The organism is Streptomyces sp. JLYT201 (assembly GCF_059448825.1).
This window is the reverse complement of the sequence record NZ_CM182551.1, coordinates 4,227,223-4,250,455: the sequence shown is the minus strand read 5'-3', so window position 1 is coordinate 4,250,455 and position 23,233 is coordinate 4,227,223. Positions and strand designations below refer to the sequence as shown.

The window sequence follows — 23,233 nt, the reverse complement described above, 5'->3', positions numbered from 1 at the left end:
AAACCGTGTCATCGACGAGTGATCGACCGAGTGATCGACTTGTGATCGTCAGCAGACAGGAGAACCCCTCGTGACCGTCGTCGGGCCCTTCGGGCTGAGCGTGCGGGACCAGGCTCTCGAAGCCGATGTCCAGGCAGGATTGGCGGCTGTCGAGGAGGGCCTGCTCGAGGCCACCAAGAGCGAAGTGCCGTTCATCACCGAGGCGGCACAGCACCTCGTCCGCGCGGGGGGCAAACGTTTTCGGCCACTCCTGGTGATGCTGGCGGCCCAGTTCGGCGACCCCTACGCGCCCGGCATCGTGCCGTCCGCCGTGGTCGTGGAGCTCACGCACCTCGCGACGCTCTACCACGACGACGTGATGGACGAGGCCGATGTGCGTCGTGGCGTGCCCAGCGCCAACCAGCGCTGGGGCAACTCCGTGGCCGTCCTCACCGGCGACTTCCTCTTCGCGCGCGCCTCGCACATCCTGGCCGACCTCGGCCCCGAGGCCGTACGCATCCAGGCCGAGGCCTTCGAGCGCCTCGTCACCGGGCAGATCCTGGAGACGGCGGGGCCGCGCGACGGACGCGACCCGGTCGAGCACTACCTGGACGTCATCGGTGGCAAGACCGGCTCGCTGATCGCCGTGGCGGGCCGCTTCGGCGCGATGATGTCCGGCGCGGACGAGACGGTCGTGGACGTCCTGACGCAGTACGGGGAGCGCCTCGGGGTCGCCTTCCAGCTCGCCGACGACGTGCTCGACATCGCGTCCGACTCCACCGAGTCCGGCAAGACGCCCGGCACGGACCTGCGCGAGGGCATTCCCACCCTGCCGGTGCTGCGGCTGCGCGAGCGGGTGGAGCGGCTCGGGCTCGCGGAGGACATCGCGCTCAGCGAGCTGCTCGACTCCGACCTCACGGACGACGCCCGGCACGCCGAGGCGCTCTCGCTGCTGCGGGCCCATCCCGCCCTTGAGCAGGCGCGACGGGACACCGTGCGGTACGCGGAGGAGGCGCGCGCCACGCTGGCGCCGCTGGCGGAGGGGGACGCCAAGGCCGCCCTCGTCGAGCTCTGCGACCTGGTGGTGCACCGGGCGGGGTGATCCCGGGCGCCCGGCTCCACACGTGAAGGTGTGGCGCGCGTCACAGGGAAATGCTGAGCCTGGATTGAGTCCAGGCTCAGATCCGTTCCGTACTCATGCCCAGAAGCCGACGCAGGGGGCGTTGGCTACGGAACGGGGAGATTTCACACCATGGGCGCTCTCACCACATCTGCGAAGAACCGCCGTCGGGCACTGCTCGCCTCCGGGATCGCGGTGGCCACCGCGGGCGCCCTGGCCGCGGCCGTGCTTCCGGCGACAACCGCGACAGCCGCGACGGTACCGACCGCGGAAGTCACCGGTACCGGCACCAGCACCGGTGCCGCCCTCCTCGTGGCGAGCCTGAACGGCGCCAACGAGGTGCCCGTGCCCGGCGGCCCCGCCGTCGGCGACAAGGACGGCGCCGCCCTCCAGTTCGTACGGATCAAGGGCGACAAGGTCACCGTCACCGCCACGTGGCGCGGCACGGCCCGGCCCACCGCGCTCCACATCCACGAGGGCGGGAAGGGGACGAACGGCGGCGTCAAGGTCGACTTCACCGGGCTCCTGGCGCGCGCCGAGCACCGGCGGGTCACCGGCACGGTCACGGTGCACGACGCGGCCCTGCTCAAGCGCCTGAAGACGAAGCCGACGGCCTTCTACGCCAACCTGCACACCGCCCAGTTCCCCGGCGGAGCCGTGCGCGGCCAGCTCCACCAGGTCACCGTCGGGACCGCCCGCGGCTTCCAGGCCTCGGTCGTCAAGGGCGAGCAGATCTACCAGTGCGCCAAGCGCCCGGACGGGACGTACGCCTTCGCGCAGCGCGACGTGCGCGCGACGCTCGGCGGCCGGATCGCACACGACTTCGTCGCCCCGAACTCCGGTACGCCGCGCTGGCGGGCGCCGGACCGCAGCGCCGTCACCGGCAAGCTGATCTCCAAGACGCCGAACGGCGCGAAGAACATCCCCGAGCTCGACCTCAGGGCCGAGCAGGCCGGGCGGCACACCGGACTCCTCGCGCACACCGCCGAGATCCTGCGCCTGAACACGGTGGGCGGCGTCCAGCCCGCGGGCGCGTGCAGGCCCGGCGCGATCGCCTCCGTGCCGTACGCGGCGGACTACGTGTTCGTCCAGCGCTGACCGAACAGGCCCGCGCGCCCGCTGCGGCGGCGCGCGCGGCCCACCGAGCCACTGTGCGGATGACCGACCCGGCAGACCCCCGGCGGGCCGGTCGTCACCTCAGGGGCGGCGCCACCCCTTACGGGACGGGGGAGGCGCCGCCCCCTTTTGTCATCCCGTAGCAGTACGCGGAGTTGCTCCCGGGGTCTGACGCTTCCCGCTGGCCGATTTGGTCGGATGGAGACAGTCGAAAGCGAACACTGACCACCACTCCTGACCAATTCGGGTGAGAATGGCGGCGCGGGGTGGACGAGCGCGTGTACGAAACGGAAAGCCGCCGCCGACCACGGAGGTAAGGCACACAATGGCACCGTACGAACCGGAGCAGGGCACGACCGACGCCGAGGAGCTGAGCGCGGGCCGCCGCAAGGCGGCGCGCTACCTCGTCCCGGTCGCCGTGGCGGGGGTGGCGGCGGCGACCATCGGGCTGGTCCCGGCGCTCGCGTCCGGCGGCGACCCGGACCTGCCCGAGCTGACCGCACAGGAACTCATCGAGAAGATCGCCTCGTCGGACACCGAGCAGCTGTCCGGCACCGTGAAGATCAACACGGATCTGGGCCTGCCGTCGTTCGGCGGCGGCGCCGGCGCCTTCGCGCCGGGCGGCGGTGGCGGCGAGGACGACAAGGGCTCGGCCGCCGACCCGGCGGCCAAGCTGCTGGAGCTGGCGTCCGGCTCGCACACGCTGCGCGTCGCGGCGGACGGTCCCGACAAGCAGAAGGTCTCCGTCCTGGACGACGCCGCCGAGTACAGCGTGATCCACAACGGCGACGACGTATGGGCGTACGACAGCGCGACGAACGAGGCGTACCACACCAAGGACACCGGCAAGTCCGGTCACGGGTCCGGCGAGAAGGGCGACCTGCCGAAGGACGTCCCGGCCACGCCCGAGGAGTTCGCGCGCCAGGCCCTGAAGGCGGCCGGCAAGACGACGTCGGTGAAGGTCGACGGCAGCGCGAAGGTCGCGGGCCGCGACGCGTACCGCCTGGTGCTCAAGCCGAAGGACGCGGGCACCACGGTCGGCCAGATCACCATCGCGGTCGACGCGAAGACGGGTACGCCGCTGAAGTTCACGCTCACCCCGGCGAGCGGCGGCGCGGCGGTCGTCGACGTCGGCTTCACGAAGGTCGACTTCGCCGAGCCGTCCGCGTCCACCTTCGACTTCAAGCCCGCGAAGGGCACGAAGGTCACCGAGGAGGACGGCGGGTCCGCCCGGCACGGGTCCGGCGGCTTCAAGGGCGCGGAGCCCGCGGTCAACGTGATCGGCGAGGGCTGGACGTCCGTCGCCGAGCTGGAACTGCCCGGCGGCCAGGGCCTGCCCACGTCCGGCTCCGCCGACGTACCGGCGGACGCCCAGCGGTTCCTTGACTCCCTCGGGGACAAGGTCAGCGGCAAGTTCGGCTCGGGCACGGTCTTCAAGACCCGGCTGATCAACGCCCTGGTCACCGACGACGGCAAGGTGTACGTGGGCGCGGTGACGAAGGACGCCCTTGTCGAGGCGGCGAACCGCTAGCGCGGGGCCGCCGACGGGCGACCGGGCGGCGGACCGGGGCACACCCCCGGTCCGCCGCGACGGCGCTCGGCCCCGGCCCCTACCGGCGACGGCGGGACCAGCACCACCACCGGCCGCCGGCCGGACGACAGGAGGAACGGGTGCCGAGCACCGACGGGGACCCGCGCGGCAGCGCACGCGAGGACGGCGCACGCGGAGACGGCGCACGCGAGGGCCGCGCACGTGAGGACGGCGCACGCGGAGACGGCGCACGCGAGGGCCGCGCACGTGAGGACGGCGCACGCGGAGACGGCGCACGCGAGGGCCGCGCACGTGAGGACGGCGCACACGAGGGCCGCGCACGCGGAGACGCTGCACACGAAGGCCGCGCACCCGGAGACGGCGCGCGCGGAGGCCGTGCGCGCGGAGACAGCGTGATCGAGACCTCCGCGCTGACGAAGCGGTACGGCAAACACGTCGCCGTGGACCGGCTGAGCCTCGTCGTGCCCCGCGGCAGCGTCTTCGGCTTCCTCGGGCCCAACGGCTCGGGCAAGACCACCACCATCCGCATGCTGATGGGCCTGATCGAACCGACGTCCGGCCGGGCGTCGGTGCTCGGCCGCCCCATGCCGCGCGCACAGCGCACCGTGCTCCCGCGCGTGGGCGCGCTCATCGAGGGCCCCGCCCTCTACGGCTTCCTCTCCGGCCGCGAGAACCTCCGCCGGTACGACGCCGCCGATCCGACGGCCGACCCCCGCACCCGCCGCGCCCGCGCCGAGGCCGCGCTCGACCGGGTCGGCCTGACCGCCGCCGCGGGCAAGAAGGCCAAGGCGTACTCGCTCGGGATGAAGCAGCGCCTGGGCCTGGCCACGGCGCTGCTCCAGCCGCGCGAGCTGCTCGTGCTCGACGAGCCGACGAACGGCCTCGACCCGCAGGGCATGCGGGAGATCCGCTCCCTGGTGCGGGAGCTGGCGTCCGACGGCACGACGGTCTTCCTCTCCTCCCACCTGCTCGACGAGATCGAGCAGGTGTGCACGCACGCCGCGGTGATGGCGCAGGGCCGGCTGATCACCCAGGGCCCGGTGGCCGAGCTCGCCGCGGGCGCGCGGGGGCGGCTCGTCGTGACGACGCCGGACACCGCCGACGCCGCCCGGGTCCTGAAGGAGCAGGGCGTCGCGGACGTCGTCGTCGAGGAGGACCGCGTGACGGGCGAGCCGCCGGGCCCGGACCGCGTGCCCGACCTCGCCGACGTGACCGCCGCACTGGTCGGGGCGGGCGTCCGCGTCCGCGGCTTCGGCGTCGAACGGGCCTCCCTGGAGGACGCGTTCGTGGCGCTGACGGGAGAGGGGTTCGATGTCGCGGGCTGAAGTGACACCAGGGACCGGCATGACGGACGAGGCGGGCGTGAAAGACGGGACGGGCGTGACGGACAAGGGCTCCGCGGAGAAGCTCTCTGCGGAGAAGCGCTCCGCGGAGAGGGCGGTCGGCGGCGCGCCCCGCACGCCGAGCCTCCTGTGGAGCCTCGGTCTGTTCCGCAGCGAGCTGTCCGTGACGTTCCGGCGCTGGCGCACGCTCGCGCTGCTCGCCGTCCTGGCCGCCGTGCCGATCCTCGTGGGCATCGCCGTGAAGATCGAGACCAGCGACGGCGGTTCGGTGAGCGCGGGCGGCCCGGACGGCGAGGGCCCCGCGTTCATCGCGCAGGTCACCAACAACGGTCTGTTCCTGGTCTTCACGGCGCTCGCCGCGACGCTGCCGTTCTTCCTGCCGATGGCGGTCGGCGTCGTCGCGGGCGACGCGATCGCGGGCGAGGCCAGCGCGGGCACGCTGCGCTATCTCCTGGTGGCGCCCGCGGGCCGCACCCGGCTGCTGCTCGCCAAGTACGCGACCACGCTGGTCTTCTGCGTGGTCGCGACCCTGGTCGTGGCCGCGTCGGCGCTCGCGGTCGGTGCCTTGTTGTTCCCGCTCGGCGAGGTCACGACGATCTCCGGGACGCGCATCAGCTTCGCCGACGGACTGCTGCGCGCGCTGCTCATCGCGCTCGTCGTCGCCGCCTCACTGATCGGCGTGGCGGCGCTCGGGCTCTTCGTGTCGACGCTGACGAGCAGCGGCATCGCCGCGATGGCGACGACGGTGGGCCTGCTCATCACCGTCCAGATCGTCGACCAGATCCCGCAGCTGCACGCGGTCCACCCGTACTTGTTCCCGCACTACTGGCTGTCCTTCGCCGACCTCGTGCGCGACCCGGTCTACTGGGACGACCTGGTGCGGAACCTGGGCCTCCAGGCGCTGTACGCGGGCGTGTTCGGCTCGGCGGCGTGGGCGCGGTTCGGGGCGAAGGACATCGCGAGCTGACGGCCGCCGAGCTGACGGCCGCCGAGCAGACGGGCGTCGAGCGGGCGGGCGTCGAGCGGGCGGGCATCGAGCCGACGGGAGCTGAGCGGGCGGCCGCCGGTCACTCGGTGTCGTACGGATAGCGCGCGAGCGGCGGCTCCTGGGCGAAGAACGTCTTGGCGCGGGTCAGCGCCTCGGTGTCGTCGAGCACCTGCCCGGGCCGGGTGCCGTTGCCGAGCAGGACGCCGCCGAAGCGCATCGGGAAGTACGCCGCCGAGTAGCGCAGCGTGCCGATCAGCGGCTCCGCCACCTCCTGTTCGCGGTGCGCGAGCGCCGTCACGCCCCACAGGGTGCGGCTCTTCATGGCCTCCTGGAAGCCGAGCTCCGGGACCTCCAGCCAGGCGTCCCAGTAGTCGAGGTAACGCTTGACGGAGGCCGAGACCGAGTACCAGTACAGCGGCGACACGATGACGATGTCCGTGGCGTCGAGGGTGGCCTCCAGGAGCAGCGCCTCGTTGTCGCCGACGGGCAGCGGGCGGGCGCGGCCGAACGACGGGTGGTGGCGCAGGTCCTCCAGGTCGGGGACCTGGTGGTCGGCCAGGCTGAGCCAGCGCTGCTCGACGTCCGGGGGAAGCTGCTCGGCGGCCTTGCGGGCCAGGATCTCGGTGTTGCCGTCGGAGCGGGCGCTGCCGAGGACGAACAGGAATTTCCGGGTCATGACGCTCCCTGGGCGGTGCTCGGTGGATCCTTGCGCGTGCACTATATGCACGCGCAAGGATCTCCGTCCAGGGTGATCGCCCGCTGCCCCGGCCGTTACTGCGACAGGCCCCAGACCGCGTACGCGATCGCGTCGCTGTTGCGGTCGAGCGCCGTGTTGTTGATGTTCGCCGAGGTGTCGCACGACGAGTGGTAGCAGCGGTCGAAGGCCTGGCCCGCGGTGCCGCCCCACTTCTGGGCCTGGGCCGAGGTCTTGGCGGTGCTCGCACCGGTGAAGATGCCGCCGACCGGGACGCCCGCGTTCTTGAACGGGGTGTGGTCGGAGCGGCCGTCGCCCTCGCGCTCCGGCTCGGTGCTGATGTTCAGGCCCGAGTAGTAGGTCTTGAAGGTCCGCTCGATGGTGGGGTCGTCGTCGTAGACGAAGTAGCCGGGGTTCGGCGAGCCGATCATGTCGAAGTTCAGATAGCCCTTGATCTTCGTGCGCTCCGCGGCGGGCAGGTTCCGCACGTGGTACGAGGAGCCGACGAGGCCCAGCTCCTCCGCGCCCCACCAGGCGAACCGCAGGTGCTTGGTGGGCTTGTACTGCTCACGGGACACGGCGAGCGCCGTCTCCAGGACGGCCGACGAGCCCGAGCCGTTGTCGTTGATGCCCGCGCCGCGGCTGACGCTGTCGAGGTGGGAGCCCGACATGATGACCTGGTTGGGGTCGCCGCCGGGCCAGTCGGCGATCAGGTTGTAGCCGGTCCGGCCGCTGGACGTGAACTGCTGGACGGTCGTGGTGTATCCGGCGGCGTCCAGCTTGCCCTTGATGTAGTCGATCGAGGCCTTGTAGCCCGCGCTGCCGTGCGCGCGGTTGCCGCCGTTGGCCGAGGCGATGGACTGCAGCTGCGAGAGGTGCGCCTTGACGTTGGCCACGGGGATGTCGGGGGCGGCGGCACGCGTCGGCGCCGTCGTCCCGGTGGCCGCGGTGGATATCGCGCTGGTCGTCAGGAGCGCGGCGACGGCGATGGCGGCCGCGGTCGCGGTGCGTCCGGGAGCGGAGAGTCTCATGTGGGGGGCTCCGGCTTCTGTGTGGTGAATTCCGGGTGGATTCCCGGGGCTCACATCCCGAGTTGAACGTCGAATGAGCCCGGAGTGCCCGATGGTGGAGGCGTGTTGAGTTCACGTCAAGAGCGGGATCCGGACGCGTAGTTCCGCATACCGTGCGCTCTTCGTACGCGTGTGGGGGGATCCGCGCGGGGTGCGGCAGGGCGGCCGCCTCAGGGCCGTACGTACACGACCCAGCCCGGCGCATAGGTATCCGGAACCGGAGCCCGGGTCCAGGACCGGGCCCATGCCGGAGGCGGTGCGCCCCGCATGACCAGGGCGTTGGGGTGTCGCCCGGCGCCGCGGGGCGAGGGCTCGCAGCCCGCGGCATAGGCAAGCGGAATCACCGACGTGTTGCCGCCCAGCAGACAGGGCGCGCGTACGCCCCGCTCGTGCAGGACGGCGGCGACCCGCACCCAGTCGCGCCTGGCGGACTCCTGGACGCGGTAGGTGGAGGAGACCAGGGTGAGCTGCGCGGTCAGATGGGCCGCGAGGACCAGGGCGAGGGCGCCCACCGCCGCCTTCCGCAGCCGCGCGCGCCGCGCCGCACGGACCGCCGCGAGCACCCCGAATGCGGCGGGCACGGCGAGCAGCGCGTGCGCGGGCAGCAGGAACCTCGGCGCGGTGTACGGCACCACCAGCACGTACGGCAGCGCGGCCGAGACCGCGACGGCCACGGCCAGCAGCCCCCCGGCGGCCGTGCGCCACAGCCCGCGCACCGACCACAGGCCGAGCGGCACCAGGACGGCGAGCAGCAGCCACCACCCCAGGGCGGTCGGGCGCACCCCGTCGCCGGAGCACGGGCGGCAGAGCAGCGGCCCGTCGACGGCGGTGAACAGATGCAGCGCGGAGTCGGTGAGCCGAAGGCCGCCCTGCACCTCGCTCGCGGAGCTGAGCCGTTCGCGTACGCCACCGAAGCGAACGTACGCCTCGATCGCCCAGGGCAGGAAGCCCGCCGCGAAGCCGGTGAGGACCGCGGCGGCGCGGGCGCCCGAGCGCCACCTCGGCACCAGGGCCGTGGCGAGCAGCAGCGGCCCGGCGACGGCGGCCCCGTCGTTGGGCCGCATCAGGGTGGCGAGGGCGAGGCCGCCCGCGACGCCCGCGCAGGTGCGGGCCGTGGGGCGGCGGTGCAGGAAGAGCCCGACGGCGCCGGTGGCGCCCATGGCGGTGTAGTGGTTCGGCATCGCGGCGTTCGCGTAGAACAGGGCGATCCACAGGCTGCCGTACAGGCCGGCGGCCACCGGAGCGGCCTCGGGGCGGTCCGGCGCGGCCCGCACCCAGGGGCGGAAGCCGAGGTAGAGCGCGGCGCTCGCCAGGAGCGTCAGCCAGGCGCGCAGCAGCACGGCCGAGTCGCTCCAGGTGGCGACGGGCGCGAGGAGCAGCGGCACGCCCCGGGTGCGGGGCGCGCTGAAGGGCACCCCGGCGCCCGGGCCCGCGAACGGTCCGAAGCGGCTCGCGTAGACGAGCTCGTCCCAGCCGAGCCGCAGACCGAGCGGCACGAGGGCGAGCGAGGTGAGGGCGAACAACGCGCAGACGGCGAGCAGAAGCCGGTGAGCGCGCTGTTCGCGGTCGCGACGCACGGAGCGTCGCGCTTCCTGGTTCCGCAAGTCGAGCGCCACCCGACAACCGTAAGGAACACGGGCATGACGACGGGAGTACGCCTGCTGCCGGGCGTGGCACGCGCTGTCGTGAACGCGGCCCCTTCGCCGGGCCGTCAGGAGGCCGGGCCGAAGACCTCCACCTCGTGCTCGGCGTAGGCCCGGAACACCGTGTCGGCCACGGGCGACTCCCCGCCGGGCGGGGCGAGCACGCGCAGGTCGTCGGCCGTGGCCCACGACATCAGCCAGGCCCGCAGCCACGGCGCGTGGTCGACGGGGGTGGCCGCGCGGATCCTGGCCTCGGCGGCGGCGTAGTCCTCGGCGGTGACGTGCCGCGTGATGACCGGGAACAGCTCCCGCCCCTCAGCCGCGATGTGCCGTACGAGGGCCGCGTGCTGCGCGGCGAGCGCGTCGGCGAGACGGCGGGCGTGCCGCGCGGGGGCCTCGCCGAACAGGGTGGCCGCCCAGTCGCAGGCGTCCTGGAGCGGGTCGAGGGCGGTGTGGTCCTCGGTGAGCGAGGCGAGGTCGGCGACGCCCTCGGGGGAGAGGCCCTCCACGAAGGAGCCGTCCGTCAGGGCCTGTTCGACGGCGGCGGCGATCACCGGCCACAGGACGGCGTCCTCGTTGTCGTGGTGGTGCCGCACGCCGACGTTGTAGCGGTGCACGTACGCGGCGATGGACTGGGCCCACGCGCCGGTCACCGGGCGGCCGGACGTGGCGATGCCCTCGACCAGCGCGGCCAAGCGCTCGACGTCGCCGGTGATCGCGCGGTGGGCGAGGCGGATGCCGGTCAGGTCGGGTGCGGGGGCCAGGGTGTGGTTGGTCATGGAGAGACTGTGGAGGGGGCAGGTACAGAACCGGTCAACGGCCGTTAAACGGCCGGTCCTGCGGCCCGGTCCGCGCCGCGTGCGGGTGGCGCGGCTCACACGTGGAGCTACGCGGTCCGGGGCCGTCCCCGCACGCAGGATGGGCCCATGCACATAGGTATCGCCCTGCCGCAGTACGGCACCCACGCCCGGGAAGAGTCCATCGCGCCGTTCGCCAGGGACGCGGAGGCCGCCGGGTTCGACTCGCTGTGGGTCGGGGACCGCTCGCTCACGCCGGTCGCGCCCAGCGATCTGTACCCCGGGCACACCCCGGACAACCCGTACCCACCGGAGTACAAGACCTTCATGGACCCCCTGACGGTCCTCACCGTCGCCGCCGCGGCGACCACCCGGGTCCGGCTCGGCACCAGCACCCTCAACGCCCCCTGGTACCCGCCGCTGCTGCTCGCCCGCACCCTGACCACCCTCGACCGCGTCAGCGGGGGCCGCCTCGACGCGGGGCTCGGCATCGGCTGGCTGCGCGACGAGTACACGGCCGTGAACGCGGACTTCGGCAAGCGCGGGGCGCGCCTCGACGAGATCCTGGACGTCCTGGAGGGCATCTGGACCGAGGAGACCTTCGAGCACGAGGGGCCGCACTGGCGGATCCCCCGCTCCTACGTCGGCCTGCGGCCCGTCCAGCAGGCCGGCCCGCCGGTGTACCTGGGCGGCTTCAGCCCCGCCGCGATGACGCGCGTCGGCCGCCGCGCCGCGGGCTGGGTCGGCGTCACGCTGCCGCCCGAGGCGCTGGCGGGCCTGTGGTCCATCGCCCGCGCCGCCGCGGAGGCCGCCGGGCGCGACCCCGACGCGCTGCGCCGCGAGATCCGCCACAACCCGAAGCCGGGGGCTTCGGCGGAGGAGATCGCGGAGGTGCTGCGCGGGGTCCGGGGGGCCGGGGTGGACGGGTGTTTTGTGGACTTGCAGCAGTGCGTACGGGAGCCGGGGGCGGCGCTGGAACTGGGCGCCCGAGTACTGGCCCTGCTCCACAGGGGCTGACCCCGCTGCGCAGGGGCTGACCCCGCTCCACGGGGGCTGACCCTGCTCCGCAGGGGCTGGGCTGGGCCTTCGGCGGGGTCCGCGCCTGCGCTGGGGCCCCGCTGCGCTGGGGTGCGCCGTGCCTTCGCTTCGGCCCGCGCCCGTGCTGGGGCCCTGCTGTGTTGGGGTGCGCCGCGGCTTCGCCCCGCGCGGCGTGGACCCACACCCCCCGCCCCCGCCCGGGCAGGGTGAGGCTTTGCCTCCACCCCGGCCCTACGCCCCGCGCGGCGCGGACCCGCCCACCGCCCCCGCCCGGGCACGGGAGAGGGCTCGGCCCTCGCATCGGCCCTGGTGGCCCCACCGTCCCCACCGGGGCGCGGGCGAGGGCCTGCCCGCACCCGGCCTTGCGCCTCCGCGCGGCGTGGTCCCGCCCCCCGCCCCCGCCCGGGCCCGTTGAGGCTCTGCCTCCGCCCCGGCCCCGCGCCCCGCGCGGCGTAGTCCCGCCCCCCGCCCCCGCCCGGGCAGGGGCCGTGTCGGGCGGTCACGCACCCGCGGCGCTCCGCGTCGGGGCCGGTCTGGCGAAGCCAGGTGCAACGGGTGGGTGGGTGGGAGGAAACCCGCCGCGGTAGCGGCGGGGGACGCGGGGCCCCGCGTAGCGGCCCGCCCGGCGAAGGCGGGCCGCGCCAAGGGGAGGGGAACCTACCCGTCAGGGGCCGAAGCGGCGGCGGTACGCGGAGGGGCTGAGCCCCGTGGCCCGCCGCAGCCGCGCCCGGAGGTTGGCCGCGGACCCGAGCCCACTGCGCCGGGCCACCACGTCGAGCCGTTCCTCCCCGCGCTCGATGAGCCGGCACGCGAGCCCGACCCGCTCCCCGTTCAGCCAGGCCAGCGGCGTCGTACCCAACTGCGCCCGGAACCGCCGGTGCAGCGTGGCGGGGCTGACGGCGGCCCGCGCGGCGAGCCCGCCCACGGTGAGGGGTTCGTCGAGCCGTTCCTGGGCCCAGGCGAGGAGCGGCGCGAGGGACTCGTCGGGGACGTCGGGGACGGGCCGTTCCACGAACTGCCGCTGTCCGCCGTCGCGGTGGGCGGCGAAGACGAGCCGCCGGGACACGGACACGGCGACCTCCGCGCCGAAGTCGCGGCGCACGATGTGCAGGCCGAGGTCGAGCGCGGCGGCGCTGCCCGCGGCGGTGAGGATGTCGCCGTCGTCGACGAAGAGGACGTCGGGTTCGAGCCGGACGGCGGGGAAGCGGGCCCGGAAGTCGTCGGCCCACTGCCAGTGCGCGGTGGCGCGGCGTCCGTCGAGGACCCCGGCCTCGGCGAGCGTGAACGCGCCGCTGCAGAAGCCGACGAGCCGGGCCCCGCGCGCGTGCGCGCGCCGTACGGCGTCCAGGACGGCGGGGCGGCGCGGCACCTCGGTGTCGGGCCGGTTGGGGACGATCAGCGTGTCGGCGGTGTCGGCGGCCTCGATCCCGGCCACCCCGGTGAGGGTGAAGAAGCCGTCGCGCATGAGGGTGCGCGGCTCGGGCGAGCACAGCGCGAAGTCGTACAGGGCGGGCCGCTCGCGGCCGAGTTCGGGCCGCTGGAGCCCGAAGACCTCGGTGACGCAGCCGAGTTCGAAGGGATTGGAGTTCTCGTCGACGATGACAACAACCCGATGCCCCCGCCCCACACGGCCCCCGGCCCGCCCGGCTCCGGCTGCCGACCACCCGGCCTCGCCCCCGGGTCGCCCGCCTCCGGGCCCCGGCCGCCTGGCCTCGGCCCCGGGTCGCCCGGTTTCGGCCTCGGGCCGTCCAGCCTCGCCCCCGGGTCGCCCGCCTCCGGCTCCAGGCCGTCCGGCCCCGGCCCCCGGCCGCCCGGCTTCGCCCTCGGCCCGCCCGCCCCCGCCCCCAGGCCCCGGCCCGCCCCCGGGCCCCTGCGAGTTTTCTTGCGCCATATGCGATTTCTAGCACTCGTGGCCGCGCGGGCCAAGGTTCACGATGGCCTCATGACCATGGAAACCGCAGTTCAGAGGCGTATGCCGATTGCTCTCGACGAGGCACTCGACTCCTTCGACGAGCACTGGAGCCCCCGTATCGTCACGCACGTCAACGACTACGACGTACGCGTCACCAAGGTCGAGGGCGAGCACGTGTGGCACGTGCACGATGACACCGACGAGTTCTTCCTCGTCCTGGAGGGGGAGTTGGACATCGCCCTGCGCGAGCCCGCGGGGGAGCGCACGGTGACCCTGCCGAAGGGCTCGGTCTTCACCGTCCCGCGCGGCACCGAGCACAAGCCGACCGCGCGCCCCGGCACCCGGATCCTGCTCTTCGAGCCCACGGGCACGCTGACGGTCGGGGACCGCCACGACGAGGTCCCCGGCCACGTGGACGTGACCACGGGCCACGCCCTCGACGTCTAGCCCTCCAGCACCTCAGGCCCCGGCTTCGGCGCCGCCCCCGGCCCCGGCGTCCGCCGCCCGCGCGTCGTACGACGACCGCGCCGCCGCGATCTCGTTCTGGTGCTCCTCGGTCCAGGTGACGAGGGACTGGATGGTGTGGTGCAGGGTGCCGCCCAGCGGCGTCAGCTCGTACTCGACGCGGGGCGGCACCACCGGGTGGACCGTGCGCTGCACGAGGCCGTCGCGCTCCAGCTGACGCAGGGTGACGGTGAGCATCCGCTGGCTGATGCCGTCGATCTCGCGCCGCAGCTCGGTGAAGCGCAGGCGGCGCCGGTCGAGGAGCGCGATCACCAGGAGTGACCACTTGTCGGCGATCCGGTCGAGGATCTGCCGCACCTGGCAGTCCTCGCGGGTGTCCCACTGGAAGGGGTCGGCGTCCCCGTAGTCCAGCCCGTTCCCGTACTCCCGGGCGGCGTCGTGAGGCACGGTGCTCCCGGAGTTACTCGGTGACTTCAAAGTGCCTTCTTCCATGCCCGTCGATGCTGCCGCACGCTGGCCTTGGTTACAAGAAGGAACCGGCCATCAGTTGGGTAACCAACGGGTTGAATCGAGGAGTCACCATGGGCGCCCGCGCGTGGGCACTGCTGCTCGTCCTCTGCGGCACGATCTTCCTGGAGGGCGCCGACATCGCGATGCTCGCGATCGCGATCCCCACGATCAGGTCCGACCTGGACCTGTCGACGGCCACCGCGGCCTGGGTGATCAGCTCGTACGTCCTCGGCTACGCGGGCTTCACGCTGCTCGGCGGCCGCGCGGCCGACCTGCTCGGCAGGCGGCGGATGTTCCTGACCTGGCTCGGCGTCTTCCTGGTCTTCTCCGGGCTCGGCGGTCTCGCGACCGAGGGCTGGATGCTGATCGTGGCCCGGTTCGTGACCGGCGTGGCCGCCGCGTTCATGACGCCCGCCGCGATGTCCATCATCACCACCTCGTACGCGGAGGGCCCCGAGCGCAACAAGGCGCTGCTCGTGTTCGCGGGCACCTCGGCGGGCGGCTTCTCGCTCGGCCTGGTCATCGGCGGGCTGCTCACCGAACTCGGCTGGCAGTGGGTGTTCTTCGCCCCGGTCGTCCTCGCCGCCGCGATCCTCGCCGCCGCCGTCCGGCTCGTGCCCGCGGCCGACGCGCCCGCGGCGAAGGCGTCGGCGACCCTGCGCTCGGGCGGCTTCGACCTGCCGGGCGCGGCGGCGGCCGCCGGCGCCATGCTGCTGCTCGCCTACGGCGTCGTACGGCTCGAACACGGCCTCGACGGCTGGCCGTTGACGCTCGGCGCGGCCCTCGGCGGGCTGCTGCTCGGCGCGGCGTTCGTCGGCATCGAGCGCCGCGCGGCCGTGCCGCTCGTGCGCCTCGGCATCTTCCGCACCGGCACGGTGGTGCGGGCCGGGCTCGGCGCGCTGCTGTTCCTCGGCGCCTTCATGGGCTTCCAGTTCGTGCTCACGCTGTACTTGCAGGAGCTGCGCGGCTGGTCGTCGTGGCAGACGGCGATCGCCCTCGTCGTGATGGGCTGCGACGTGGTGCTCGCCCCGACCCTCACGCCCCGCCTGGTGAACCGCTACGGCCACGCCCGCGTGATCCTCGGCGGCTTCCTGCTCGCGGCCCTCGCGTACGCGCTGTTCCTGCCGGTCGGCAGGGACTGGACGTACGCGGCGATGTTCCCGACGCTGCTCATCGCGGGCACGGCCTTCGCCCTCGCGTACGGGCCGCTGATGATCGCGGCGACCGACGGCGTCGCCGCGCGGGAGCAGGGCCTCGCGGGCGGAATCCTGCACACCGCCACGCAGTTCGGGGCGGCGATCGGGGTCTCGGGCGTGACGGCGGTGTACGGGCTCGTCGCCGGGGGCCACGGCGGCACGGCCGGGGCCGGGCACTCGCTCGACGCCTTCCGCGCGGCCCTCGTGGTGCCGGTGGCCCTCGCCCTGGTGGGCGTGGCCGTCGCCCTGGCCGGGGTGGTGCGCGGCGGGCGGCCGCGTCAGCCGACGGCCCGCAGCGCCGAGCCGGCCGCCGCCCTGCCCGTGACCAGCGAGGCGCGGTGACCGCTCGGGGTGATGCCCCGGATCCGCTTGAAGGCGTCGCTGAAGCCGAACCCGTCGGCGTACCCGACCCGTCCGGCCACGGACGCCACCGTCGCACCCGGCTCGGCGAGCAGCTCGGCGGCCAGCCTCATGCGCCACTCGGTGAGGTACGCCATCGGCGGCTGCCCGACGAGATCGGTGAAGTGGCGGGCGAAGGCCGCGCGTGAGACCCGGGCGCGCGCGGCGAGCGCCGCCACCGTCCAGGCCCGGCCCGGCTCCTCGTGCATGGCGCGCAGGGCCGGGCCGACCACGTCGTCGCCCAGCGCCCGGTACCAGGCGGGCGGGCAGGACTCGGGCAGGTCGAACCACTCCCGCAGGGTGCAGGCGAGCAGCCAGTCGAGCATCCGGTCCATCACGTACTGGCGTCCCGCCCGGTCGGCCGCGACCTCGTCCGCGATCAGGCCGATGATCGTCAGGCACTCCTCGCCGCCGGGCACCACGAGCACCGGCGGCAGCGCGCTGAGCAGCCGCCGCCCGCCGCTGCCGTCCCACTGGTAGGTGCCGGTGACCAGCTCCGTCTCCGCGTCGCCCGCGGCGGTGATGCCGAAGGGGCCCGAGGTGCGCACGGCGGCGCAGCCCGGGCCCAGGGTGCGCGTCCCGCCCGGGCTCGTGACGTGTGCCTGCCCGCGCCACACCATGGCCAGGGTCAGCGCGGCGGGCTCCGTCCGCTCCGGCTCCCACGCCCCGCGCAGCACCGTACGAGCGAACAGCGCGCCGTCCGCGCGGATGCCGCGCAGCAGATCCCCCAGAGCGTCCATGCCCCCACCGTAGACGGCCGTCCGGGCCGGTAAGACGGATGCCTATGGGGCCGAGACGGACGCCCATGTCACCGGGAGCGGCACCGGGGTTGGCTGGACGCATGACGACGACACCCCAGCAGACACCCCAGAAGGCACCGCGTACCGACGACCTGATCCTCGTGCTCGGCGCCACCGGCAAGACCGGGCGCAGGCTCGTGCCCCGGCTGCGCGCGGCGGGCCACGCCGTGCGCGCGGCTTCCCGCTCCGGCGAGACCCGTTTCGACTGGAACGAACGCTCTACCTGGGCGGCGGCGTTGGACGGCGTGTCCGCCCTCTACTTGGTCGCGCCGGAGGAGCCGGAGCCCGTCGCCGACTTCGTGGCCCAGGCCGTGGCGGCGGGCGTGCGCCGCTTCGTGGTCCTGTCCGGGCGCGGCATCGAGGTGTCCGGCGAGTCCTTCCTCGCGGGCATGGCGCGGGCGGACCGCGTGGTGCGCGAGACGGACGTCGACTGGACGGTGATCCGCGCCAACAACTTCGCGCAGAACTTCGACGAGGACTTCGCCCACGCGCCGCTGCTCGCGGGCCGCCTCGCCCTGCCGGTCGGCGCTGTGGCCGAGCCGTTCGTCGACGTCGAGGACATCGCGGAGGTCGCGGCCGCGCTGCTCACCGAGGAGGGCCACTCCGGCCGCGTGTACGAGCTCTCGGGCCCGCGCGCCCTCACCTACGCCGAGGCGGTCGCGGAGATCGCGGCGGCGTCGGGCCGCCCGATGCGCTTCGAGGCGGTCACGGAGGAGCAGTTCCTCGGGGAGCTCCGCGCGGCGGAGGTCCCCGAGGCGCTGGCGCGCGAACTGGCCGCCATCTTCACCTTCACGGCCGAGGGCCACCTCTCGCCGCTCGCGACGGGAGTCCAGGACGTACTCGGCCGGGCGCCGAGGGACTTCAGCGCGTACGTGAAGTCGGCGGCGGCGCGGGGTGCGTGGGCCTGACGGCGGGAGCCGGGACGGCCTGCCGCGCGGCGGCCACCCGGGCCGCGTTGCGCCGCGCGAAGCGGAACGCGTCGAAGGTCAGCAGCGCGAGCGCCAGCCACACCAGGGCGAACCCGGCCCACCGCTCCGGCGGCATCTCCTCGTGGAAGTACAGGATGCCGAGCAGGAACTGGAACACGGGCGCCAGGTACTGCAGCAGCCCCAGCGTGGACAGCGGCACGCGGATCGCGGCGGCGCCGAAGCAGACCAGCGGCGCCGCCGTCACCACGCCGGTCGCGGCGAGCAGCGCGGCGTGCCCGGCGCCCTCCGTGCCGAACACGAGGTCGCCCTGGGTGCCGAGCCACACCAGATAGGCGACGGCGGGCAGGAACTGCACGGCGGTCTCGGCGGCCAGGGACTCCAGACCGCCGAGGTTGACCTTCTTCTTCACCAGGCCGTACGTCGCGAAGGTGAAGGCCAGGCACAGCGAGATCCACGGCGGCCTGCCGTAGCCGATGGCGAGGACGAGCACGGCGGCCAGGCCCACGGCGACGGCGGCCCACTGCACGGGCCGCAGCCGCTCGCCGAGCAGCAGGACGCCGATCGCGATGGTGACCAGGGGGTTGATGAAGTAGCCGAGGGAGGCCTCGACGACGTGGCCGGTGTTCACGGCCCAGATGTAGATGCCCCAGTTGACGGTGATGACGGACGCGGCGACGGCGACGAGGCCCAGTTTGCGGGGCTGGCGCAGCAGTTCACCGGCCCAGGCCCAGCGGCGTACGAAGAGCAGCGCGACGGCGACGACCACGAGGGACCAGGCCATGCGGTGGGCCAGGATCTCGCCCGCGCCCGCGGGCTTGAGGAGCGGCCAGAAGAGGGGCACGAGGCCCCACATGCCGTAGGCGGCGATGCCGTTCAGGAGGCCTGTGCGGGCTTCCCCCTTCGCCTGCGCAGGTCCCACAGTTCCTCCTCCGTACCCGGCAGCCCCACGCTGCCTTCCGAAGGTAGCGCCCACGGCCGCCGCCTGTCATGCCCGTATCGCCATACGGTCATGACAGGCCCCCGCCTGCCTCCCCCCCGCTGTGGGCAGCTGGTCCGCCCAGGGGCGGAACGGGTGGGCACAGCCCGCCCGTCGGCCCGCACCCGCAAACGAGACGGTCAGGCCAGGGCGGCAGCAACAGCCGAGGCAAGCGGAGTCGTGGGCCGCCCGATCAGCCGGGCAAGGTCCCCGCTCGTCCCCGCGAGCCGCCCCCGGCGAATCGCCGCGTCCACATCCACCAGCACCGCCGCCACCGGCTCCGGCAGCCCCGCCCCCACCAGCACCGCCAGGTGCTCCGCGGGCGACACCTCGGCGTAGGACACGGCCTTGCCGGAGGCCTTCGCGACCTCCGCCGCGTACTCGGGGAAGCTCCACGCCACGTCGCCGCTCAGCTCGTACGCGCGCCCCTCGTGGCCCTCGCCGGTCAGGACGGCGACGGCCGCGGCGGCGTAGTCGGCGCGGGCGGCGGAGGCGACGCGGCCCGAGGGTCCGGCGCTGCCGACGACGGCCCCGTGCTCCAGGACGGGGGCGAGGTGCTCGGTGTAGTTCTCGTGGTACCAGCCGTTGCGCAGGAACGTGTGCGGCAGGCCCGACGCGAGCACCGCCCGCTCGGTCTCCTTGTGCTCGGCGGCGAGGTCGAAGTCGGCGTCGGGCCCGCCGAGGACGCCCGTGTACACCAGGTGCGCGACCCCGGCGGCCCGCGCCGCGTCGATGACGGCCCGGTGCTGCGGCACCCGGCGCCCGATCTCGCTGCCGGACACGAGCAGGACCTTGTCGCCCGCCGCGAAGGCGCCCGCGAGGGTCTCGGGCGCGTTGTAGTCCGCGATCCGCAGCTCGACGCCGCGCGCGGCGAGGTCGGCGGCCTTCTCCTTGTTCCGTACGACGGCCACGACCCGGTCGGCGGGCACGCCCGCGTCGAGCAGCCCTTCGACGACGAGGCGGCCGAGGTGTCCGGTGGCTCCGGTGACGACGATGCTCATGGGTGATTGCTCCCTGTACGTACCGTTGGGATGAGGTATGGCACTCACCCTAGCTAGGGCACTAACCATCCGTAAGTACCCACTTTGAAGTAAGGTACTGGCATGGCCGTAAGCAATAGTGGGACGCCGGACGCCGAGCAGCTGTGCCCCCACCGCCTCGTCCTGGAGCACGTCACGAGCCGCTGGGGCGTCCTCGTCCTGATCGCGCTCGCCGAGCGCTCGTACCGCTTCAGCGAGCTGCGCCGCGAGGTCAGCAGGACCGGCAGGACCGTCAGCGAGAAGATGCTGGCCCAGACCCTCCAGACCCTGGAGCGGGACGGCCTGGTGCTCCGCGAGGCCAGGCCGGTCATCCCGCCGCACGTCGACTACTCCCTCACCGGCCTGGGGCGCGAGGCCGCCGAGCAGGTCAGGGCCCTCGCCGCCTGGACGGACCGGCGCATGGACGACGTACTGAAGGCGCGCGAGCGGTACGACGCGGCCCGCGCCTGACGCGCGGCGCGCATGCGGAGAGGCCCGGTCCTGACCTTTCAGGACCGGGCCTCTCCGTACGCGGGCGGTGGCGGCTAGCCGACGACCGTCCAGGTGTCGCCGCCGGCGAGCAGCGCTGCGAGGTCGCCCTTGCCGTGCTGCTCGACGGCCGTGTCGAGCTGGTCGGCCATGAGCGTGTCGTACACCGGCCGCTGCACGCTCCGGAACACGCCGATCGGGGTGTGGTGCAGCGTGTCCGGGTCGGCCAGGCGCGAGAGCGCGAAGGCCGTGGTCGGGGACGCGGCGCGGGCGTCGTGGACGAGGACGTCGCTCTCGTTCTCCGCGGTCACGGGGACGACCTTGAGGTCGCCGGTGGCCGGGTCGCGCACGACGCCCTTGGACCCGTCGGTGCCGAAGCGGATCGGCGCGCCGTGCTCCAGGCGGATCACGGCCTCCTCGGCCTGCTGCTTGTCCTTGAGGACCTCGAAGGCGCCGTCGTTGAAGATGTTGCAGTTCTGGTAGATCTCCACGAGGGCCGTGCCCGGGTGGTCGGCGGCCTGGCGGAGGACCTCGGTCAGGTGCTTGCGGTCGGAGTCCACCGTGCGGGCGACGAAGGAGGCCTCGGCGCCGATCGCGAGGGACACCGGGTTGAAGGGCGCGTCGAGCGAGCCCATCGGCGTCGACTTGGTGATCTTCCCGACCTCGGAGGTGGGGGAGTACTGGCCCTTGGTGAGGCCGTAGATCCTGTTGTTGAACAGCAGGATCTTCAGGTTCACATTGCGCCGCAGGGCGTGGATCAGGTGGTTGCCGCCGATGGACAGGGCGTCGCCGTCACCGGTGACGACCCAGACGCTCAGGTCGCGCCGCGAGGAGGCCAGGCCCGTGGCGATGGCGGGGGCGCGGCCGTGGATGGAGTGCATCCCGTACGTGTTCATGTAGTACGGGAAGCGGGAGCTGCACCCGATGCCGGAGACGAAGACGATGTTCTCCTTGGCCAGGCCGAGCTCGGGCATGAAGCCCTGGACGGCCGCCAGGACCGCGTAGTCTCCGCAGCCGGGACACCAGCGCACTTCCTGGTCGGACTTGAAGTCCTTCATCGACTGCTTGGCCTCGGCCTTGGGCACGAGCTTCAGCAGCGTCTCGGAGCCGGTGGGCCCCTCGATCGTGGTGTCAGCCATCGATGGCCTCCTTGAGAGCCGTGGCGAGCTGCTCGGCCTTGAACGGCATTCCGTTGACCTGGTTGTAGGAGACCGCGTCCACGAGGTACTCGGCGCGGATCAGTGTGGCGAGCTGGCCGAGGTTCATCTCGGGGATCACCACCTTGTCGTAACGCTTCAGGACGTCGCCCAGGTTCCGCGGGAAGGGGTTGAGGTGGCGCAGATGGGCCTGCGCGACGCTCTGCCCCGCGGCGCGCAGCCGGCGCACGGCGGCGGTGATCGGCCCGTACGTGGACCCCCAGCCGAGGACCAGGAGTCTCGCGTCGCCGGTCGCGTCGTCGACCTCGAGGTCCGGCACGGCGATGCCGTCGACCTTGGCCTGGCGGGTGCGGACCATGAAGTCGTGGTTGGCCGGGTCGTACGAGATGTTGCCCGTGCCGTCCTGCTTCTCGATGCCGCCGATGCGGTGCTCAAGGCCCGGAGTGCCGGGGATCGCCCACGGCCGGGCGAGGGTCTTCGGGTCCCGCTTAAACGGCCAGAAGACGTCGGTGCCGTCCGCCAGGGTGTGGTTCGGCCCGGAGGCGAACTGCACGCGCAGGTCCGGCAGTTCGTCCGACTCCGGGATGCGCCACGGCTCGGAGCCGTTGGCCAGGTAGCCGTCGCTCAGCAGGAAGACGGGCGTGCGGTACGTCAGCGCGATCCGGGCCGCCTCCAGGGCGGCGTCGAAGCAGTCCGCCGGGGTGCGCGGGGCGACCACCGGCACCGGCGCCTCGCCGTTGCGGCCGTACATCGCCTGGAGCAGGTCGGCCTGCTCGGTCTTGGTGGGCAGGCCGGTGGAGGGCCCGCCGCGCTGGATGTCCACGACCACGAGCGGCAGCTCCAGGCTCACCGCGAGGCCGATCGTCTCCGACTTCAGGGCCACGCCGGGCCCCGACGTCGTGGTCACCGCGAGCGAGCCGCCGAAAGCAGCGCCGAGGGCGGCGCCGATGCCCGCGATCTCGTCCTCGGCCTGGAAGGTGCGCACGCCGAAGTTCTTGTGCTTGCTCAGCTCGTGCAGGATGTCCGAGGCGGGCGTGATCGGGTACGAGCCCAGATACAGCGGCAGGTCGGCCTGGCGTGAGGCGGCGATCAGGCCGTAGGCGAGGGCGAGGTTGCCGGAGATGTTCCGGTAGGTGCCCGGCGGGAACGCGGTCGCCGCGGGCGCCACCTCGTAGGAGACCGCGAAGTCCTCGGTCGTCTCGCCGAAGTTCCAGCCCGCGCGGAACGCGGTGATGTTCGCCTCCGCGATGTCCGGCTTCTTGGCGAACTTCGTCCGCAGGAACCGCTCGGTCCCCTCGGTCGGCCGGTGGTACATCCACGAGAGCAGGCCGAGCGCGAACATGTTCTTGCTGCGGCCCGCGTCCTTGCGGGACAGGTCGAAGTCCTTCAGCGCCTCGACCGTCAGCGTGGTCAGCGGCACCGGGTGGACCTGGAACCCGTCGAGCGAGCCGTCCTCCAGCGGTGAGGTCTCGTACCCCACCTTCTGCATGGCCCGCTTGGTGAATTCATCCGTGTTGACGATGATCTCGGCGCCGCGCGGCACGTCACCGATGTTCGCCTTGAGGGCGGCCGGGTTCATCGCGACCAATACGTTCGGCGCGTCGCCCGGGGTGAGGATGTCGTGATCGGCGAAGTGCAGCTGGAAGCTGGAGACGCCCGGCAGCGTGCCGGCGGGGGCACGGATTTCGGCGGGGAAGTTCGGCAGCGTCGACAGGTCGTTGCCGAAGGACGCCGTTTCGGAGGTGAACCGGTCACCGGTGAGCTGCATGCCGTCACCGGAGTCACCCGCGAAACGAATGATCACTCGGTCGAGACGGCGTACGTCCTTCTCGCCCGCGGGCCTGCGCTGTTCCCCGACTACGGCTTCGTCGGCCTGCTCGGCCGGGCTACTGACCTGGCTGGTCACTGAACTGGACCTCCCTCGAGGCGACTGTGCGGGATCGCAGGCAGCCCTGCCCTCCCGCTGCCCACCCTACGTCTGTAAGGGGTACCTTCCTGGGGCCGCTCGCATGGTGGACGCACCTTTGAGACAGCTTGATGC

At 73.4% G+C, this 23,233-nt stretch carries 22 protein-coding genes; 11 read left to right on the top strand and 11 right to left on the bottom strand.

The window, feature by feature from the left end; genetic code table 11:
- The first annotated feature begins 70 nt into the window (after positions 1-70).
- The 6 genes from AC5WAM_RS17280 (at position 71) to AC5WAM_RS17255 (ending at position 6,199) form a co-directional block, all read left to right on the top strand.
- On the top strand, positions 71-1,081 hold the full coding sequence (locus tag AC5WAM_RS17280) for a polyprenyl synthetase family protein (protein ID WP_138961261.1): 1,011 nt from the start codon (positions 71-73) through the stop codon (positions 1,079-1,081).
- A gap of 150 nt (positions 1,082-1,231) precedes the next feature.
- Positions 1,232-2,197, top strand: coding sequence for a CHRD domain-containing protein (locus tag AC5WAM_RS17275; RefSeq protein WP_495523076.1), 966 nt, complete (start codon positions 1,232-1,234; stop codon positions 2,195-2,197).
- A 343-nt stretch (positions 2,198-2,540) separates the two neighbouring features.
- Positions 2,541-3,746, top strand: coding sequence for a LolA family protein (locus AC5WAM_RS17270; RefSeq protein ID WP_495523075.1), 1,206 nt, complete (start codon positions 2,541-2,543; stop codon positions 3,744-3,746).
- 413 nt (positions 3,747-4,159) lie between these two features.
- Positions 4,160-5,092 carry an ABC transporter ATP-binding protein gene (locus tag AC5WAM_RS17265; RefSeq protein ID WP_242721022.1) on the top strand — a complete coding sequence of 311 codons (933 nt, stop codon included), beginning with the start codon at positions 4,160-4,162 and terminating at the stop codon, positions 5,090-5,092.
- A gap of 19 nt (positions 5,093-5,111) precedes the next feature.
- Complete coding sequence (locus AC5WAM_RS17260; RefSeq protein ID WP_495523074.1) at positions 5,112-6,077, top strand: ABC transporter permease; 966 nt, start codon at positions 5,112-5,114, stop codon at positions 6,075-6,077.
- The gene (locus tag AC5WAM_RS17255) at positions 6,041-6,199 is read left to right on the top strand and encodes a hypothetical protein (protein WP_495523073.1); all 159 of its coding nucleotides are present in this window, start codon (positions 6,041-6,043) and stop codon (positions 6,197-6,199) included. The genes AC5WAM_RS17260 and AC5WAM_RS17255 overlap by 37 nt, the downstream gene beginning before the upstream one ends.
- Here AC5WAM_RS17255 and AC5WAM_RS17250 read toward each other — a convergent pair.
- From AC5WAM_RS17250 to AC5WAM_RS17235, 4 genes are all read right to left on the bottom strand, one after another.
- Positions 6,178-6,774 (bottom strand): flavodoxin family protein, encoded by a 597-nt coding sequence (locus tag AC5WAM_RS17250; protein ID WP_366789096.1) that lies wholly within the window; start codon positions 6,772-6,774, stop codon positions 6,178-6,180. The genes AC5WAM_RS17255 and AC5WAM_RS17250 overlap by 22 nt on opposite strands.
- Positions 6,775-6,869: 95 nt before the next feature.
- On the bottom strand, positions 6,870-7,823 hold the full coding sequence (locus AC5WAM_RS17245; RefSeq protein WP_366789097.1) for a M28 family metallopeptidase: 954 nt from the start codon (positions 7,821-7,823) through the stop codon (positions 6,870-6,872).
- A gap of 209 nt (positions 7,824-8,032) precedes the next feature.
- The gene (locus AC5WAM_RS17240; RefSeq protein WP_495523072.1) at positions 8,033-9,478 is read right to left on the bottom strand and encodes a hypothetical protein; all 1,446 of its coding nucleotides are present in this window, start codon (positions 9,476-9,478) and stop codon (positions 8,033-8,035) included.
- Positions 9,479-9,573: 95 nt separating this feature from the next.
- Entirely contained in the window at positions 9,574-10,284 is a 711-nt protein-coding gene (locus tag AC5WAM_RS17235) for a hemerythrin domain-containing protein (RefSeq protein ID WP_495523071.1), read from the bottom strand.
- A 147-nt stretch (positions 10,285-10,431) separates the two neighbouring features.
- Between AC5WAM_RS17235 and AC5WAM_RS17230 the strand changes: the two genes are divergently transcribed.
- On the top strand, positions 10,432-11,319 hold the full coding sequence (locus AC5WAM_RS17230; RefSeq protein ID WP_366789100.1) for a TIGR03619 family F420-dependent LLM class oxidoreductase: 888 nt from the start codon (positions 10,432-10,434) through the stop codon (positions 11,317-11,319).
- Between the two features lie 685 nt (positions 11,320-12,004).
- On the opposite strand, the gene AC5WAM_RS17225 is transcribed toward AC5WAM_RS17230, so the two are convergent.
- Positions 12,005-12,967 carry a helix-turn-helix domain-containing protein gene (locus AC5WAM_RS17225; protein WP_366789101.1) on the bottom strand — a complete coding sequence of 321 codons (963 nt, stop codon included), beginning with the start codon at positions 12,965-12,967 and terminating at the stop codon, positions 12,005-12,007.
- 345 nt (positions 12,968-13,312) lie between these two features.
- Here AC5WAM_RS17225 and AC5WAM_RS17220 point away from each other — a divergent pair, with 345 nt between their 5' ends.
- Positions 13,313-13,699: a cupin domain-containing protein gene (locus tag AC5WAM_RS17220; RefSeq protein ID WP_366789102.1), complete on the top strand. Its 387-nt coding sequence runs from the start codon at positions 13,313-13,315 to the stop codon at positions 13,697-13,699.
- A 12-nt stretch (positions 13,700-13,711) separates the two neighbouring features.
- Here AC5WAM_RS17220 and AC5WAM_RS17215 read toward each other — a convergent pair whose 3' ends face one another.
- Positions 13,712-14,209 (bottom strand): winged helix-turn-helix transcriptional regulator, encoded by a 498-nt coding sequence (locus AC5WAM_RS17215; protein ID WP_495523070.1) that lies wholly within the window; start codon positions 14,207-14,209, stop codon positions 13,712-13,714.
- Positions 14,210-14,298: 89 nt separating this feature from the next.
- On the opposite strand from AC5WAM_RS17215, the gene AC5WAM_RS17210 reads away from it, so the two are divergent.
- Positions 14,299-15,765 carry an MFS transporter gene (locus AC5WAM_RS17210; protein ID WP_495523069.1) on the top strand — a complete coding sequence of 489 codons (1,467 nt, stop codon included), beginning with the start codon at positions 14,299-14,301 and terminating at the stop codon, positions 15,763-15,765.
- On the opposite strand, the gene AC5WAM_RS17205 is transcribed toward AC5WAM_RS17210, so the two are convergent.
- Complete coding sequence (locus AC5WAM_RS17205; RefSeq protein WP_495523068.1) at positions 15,702-16,562, bottom strand: AraC family transcriptional regulator; 861 nt, start codon at positions 16,560-16,562, stop codon at positions 15,702-15,704. The two genes, AC5WAM_RS17210 and AC5WAM_RS17205, sit on opposite strands and share 64 nt — an antisense overlap.
- A gap of 101 nt (positions 16,563-16,663) precedes the next feature.
- On the opposite strand from AC5WAM_RS17205, the gene AC5WAM_RS17200 reads away from it, so the two are divergent.
- The gene (locus tag AC5WAM_RS17200) at positions 16,664-17,530 is read left to right on the top strand and encodes an NmrA family NAD(P)-binding protein (protein ID WP_495523067.1); all 867 of its coding nucleotides are present in this window, start codon (positions 16,664-16,666) and stop codon (positions 17,528-17,530) included.
- Here AC5WAM_RS17200 and rarD read toward each other — a convergent pair.
- Positions 17,484-18,404, bottom strand: a complete 921-nt coding sequence (rarD, locus tag AC5WAM_RS17195; protein WP_366789322.1) for an EamA family transporter RarD — start codon at positions 18,402-18,404, stop codon at positions 17,484-17,486. The two genes, AC5WAM_RS17200 and rarD, sit on opposite strands and share 47 nt — an antisense overlap.
- Positions 18,405-18,667: 263 nt before the next feature.
- On the bottom strand, positions 18,668-19,528 hold the full coding sequence (locus AC5WAM_RS17190) for an SDR family oxidoreductase (protein WP_495523066.1): 861 nt from the start codon (positions 19,526-19,528) through the stop codon (positions 18,668-18,670).
- 102 nt (positions 19,529-19,630) lie between these two features.
- Here AC5WAM_RS17190 and AC5WAM_RS17185 point away from each other — a divergent pair, with 102 nt between their 5' ends.
- Entirely contained in the window at positions 19,631-20,017 is a 387-nt protein-coding gene (locus AC5WAM_RS17185; RefSeq protein ID WP_495523065.1) for a winged helix-turn-helix transcriptional regulator, read from the top strand.
- A gap of 74 nt (positions 20,018-20,091) precedes the next feature.
- Here the strand turns inward: AC5WAM_RS17185 and AC5WAM_RS17180 are convergent, their stop codons facing one another.
- Together AC5WAM_RS17180 and AC5WAM_RS17175 are read right to left on the bottom strand one after the other, a co-directional pair.
- Positions 20,092-21,174: a 2-oxoacid:ferredoxin oxidoreductase subunit beta gene (locus AC5WAM_RS17180; protein ID WP_366789108.1), complete on the bottom strand. Its 1,083-nt coding sequence runs from the start codon at positions 21,172-21,174 to the stop codon at positions 20,092-20,094.
- Entirely contained in the window at positions 21,167-23,098 is a 1,932-nt protein-coding gene (locus AC5WAM_RS17175) for a 2-oxoacid:acceptor oxidoreductase subunit alpha (protein ID WP_366789109.1), read from the bottom strand. Before AC5WAM_RS17175 ends, AC5WAM_RS17180 begins: the two co-directional genes overlap by 8 nt.
- Positions 23,099-23,233: the final 135 nt, after the last annotated feature.

Coding starts and splice junctions, on each gene's coding strand:
- AC5WAM_RS17260 (WP_495523074.1), top strand. CDS start 5,112: ATGACGGACGAGGCGGGCGTGAAAGACGGGACGGGCGTGACGGACAAG.
- AC5WAM_RS17275 (WP_495523076.1), top strand. CDS start 1,232: ATGGGCGCTCTCACCACATCTGCGAAGAACCGCCGTCGGGCACTGCTC.
- AC5WAM_RS17200 (WP_495523067.1), top strand. CDS start 16,664: ATGACGACGACACCCCAGCAGACACCCCAGAAGGCACCGCGTACCGAC.
- rarD (WP_366789322.1), bottom strand. CDS start 18,404: ATGTGGGGCCTCGTGCCCCTCTTCTGGCCGCTCCTCAAGCCCGCGGGC.
- AC5WAM_RS17210 (WP_495523069.1), top strand. CDS start 14,299: ATGGGCGCCCGCGCGTGGGCACTGCTGCTCGTCCTCTGCGGCACGATC.
- AC5WAM_RS17185 (WP_495523065.1), top strand. CDS start 19,631: ATGGCCGTAAGCAATAGTGGGACGCCGGACGCCGAGCAGCTGTGCCCC.
- AC5WAM_RS17235 (WP_495523071.1), bottom strand. CDS start 10,284: ATGACCAACCACACCCTGGCCCCCGCACCCGACCTGACCGGCATCCGC.
- AC5WAM_RS17190 (WP_495523066.1), bottom strand. CDS start 19,528: ATGAGCATCGTCGTCACCGGAGCCACCGGACACCTCGGCCGCCTCGTC.
- AC5WAM_RS17250 (WP_366789096.1), bottom strand. CDS start 6,774: ATGACCCGGAAATTCCTGTTCGTCCTCGGCAGCGCCCGCTCCGACGGC.
- AC5WAM_RS17230 (WP_366789100.1), top strand. CDS start 10,432: ATGCACATAGGTATCGCCCTGCCGCAGTACGGCACCCACGCCCGGGAA.
- AC5WAM_RS17205 (WP_495523068.1), bottom strand. CDS start 16,562: ATGGACGCTCTGGGGGATCTGCTGCGCGGCATCCGCGCGGACGGCGCG.
- AC5WAM_RS17180 (WP_366789108.1), bottom strand. CDS start 21,174: ATGGCTGACACCACGATCGAGGGGCCCACCGGCTCCGAGACGCTGCTG.
- AC5WAM_RS17220 (WP_366789102.1), top strand. CDS start 13,313: ATGCCGATTGCTCTCGACGAGGCACTCGACTCCTTCGACGAGCACTGG.
- AC5WAM_RS17245 (WP_366789097.1), bottom strand. CDS start 7,823: ATGAGACTCTCCGCTCCCGGACGCACCGCGACCGCGGCCGCCATCGCC.
- AC5WAM_RS17215 (WP_495523070.1), bottom strand. CDS start 14,209: ATGGAAGAAGGCACTTTGAAGTCACCGAGTAACTCCGGGAGCACCGTG.
- AC5WAM_RS17270 (WP_495523075.1), top strand. CDS start 2,541: ATGGCACCGTACGAACCGGAGCAGGGCACGACCGACGCCGAGGAGCTG.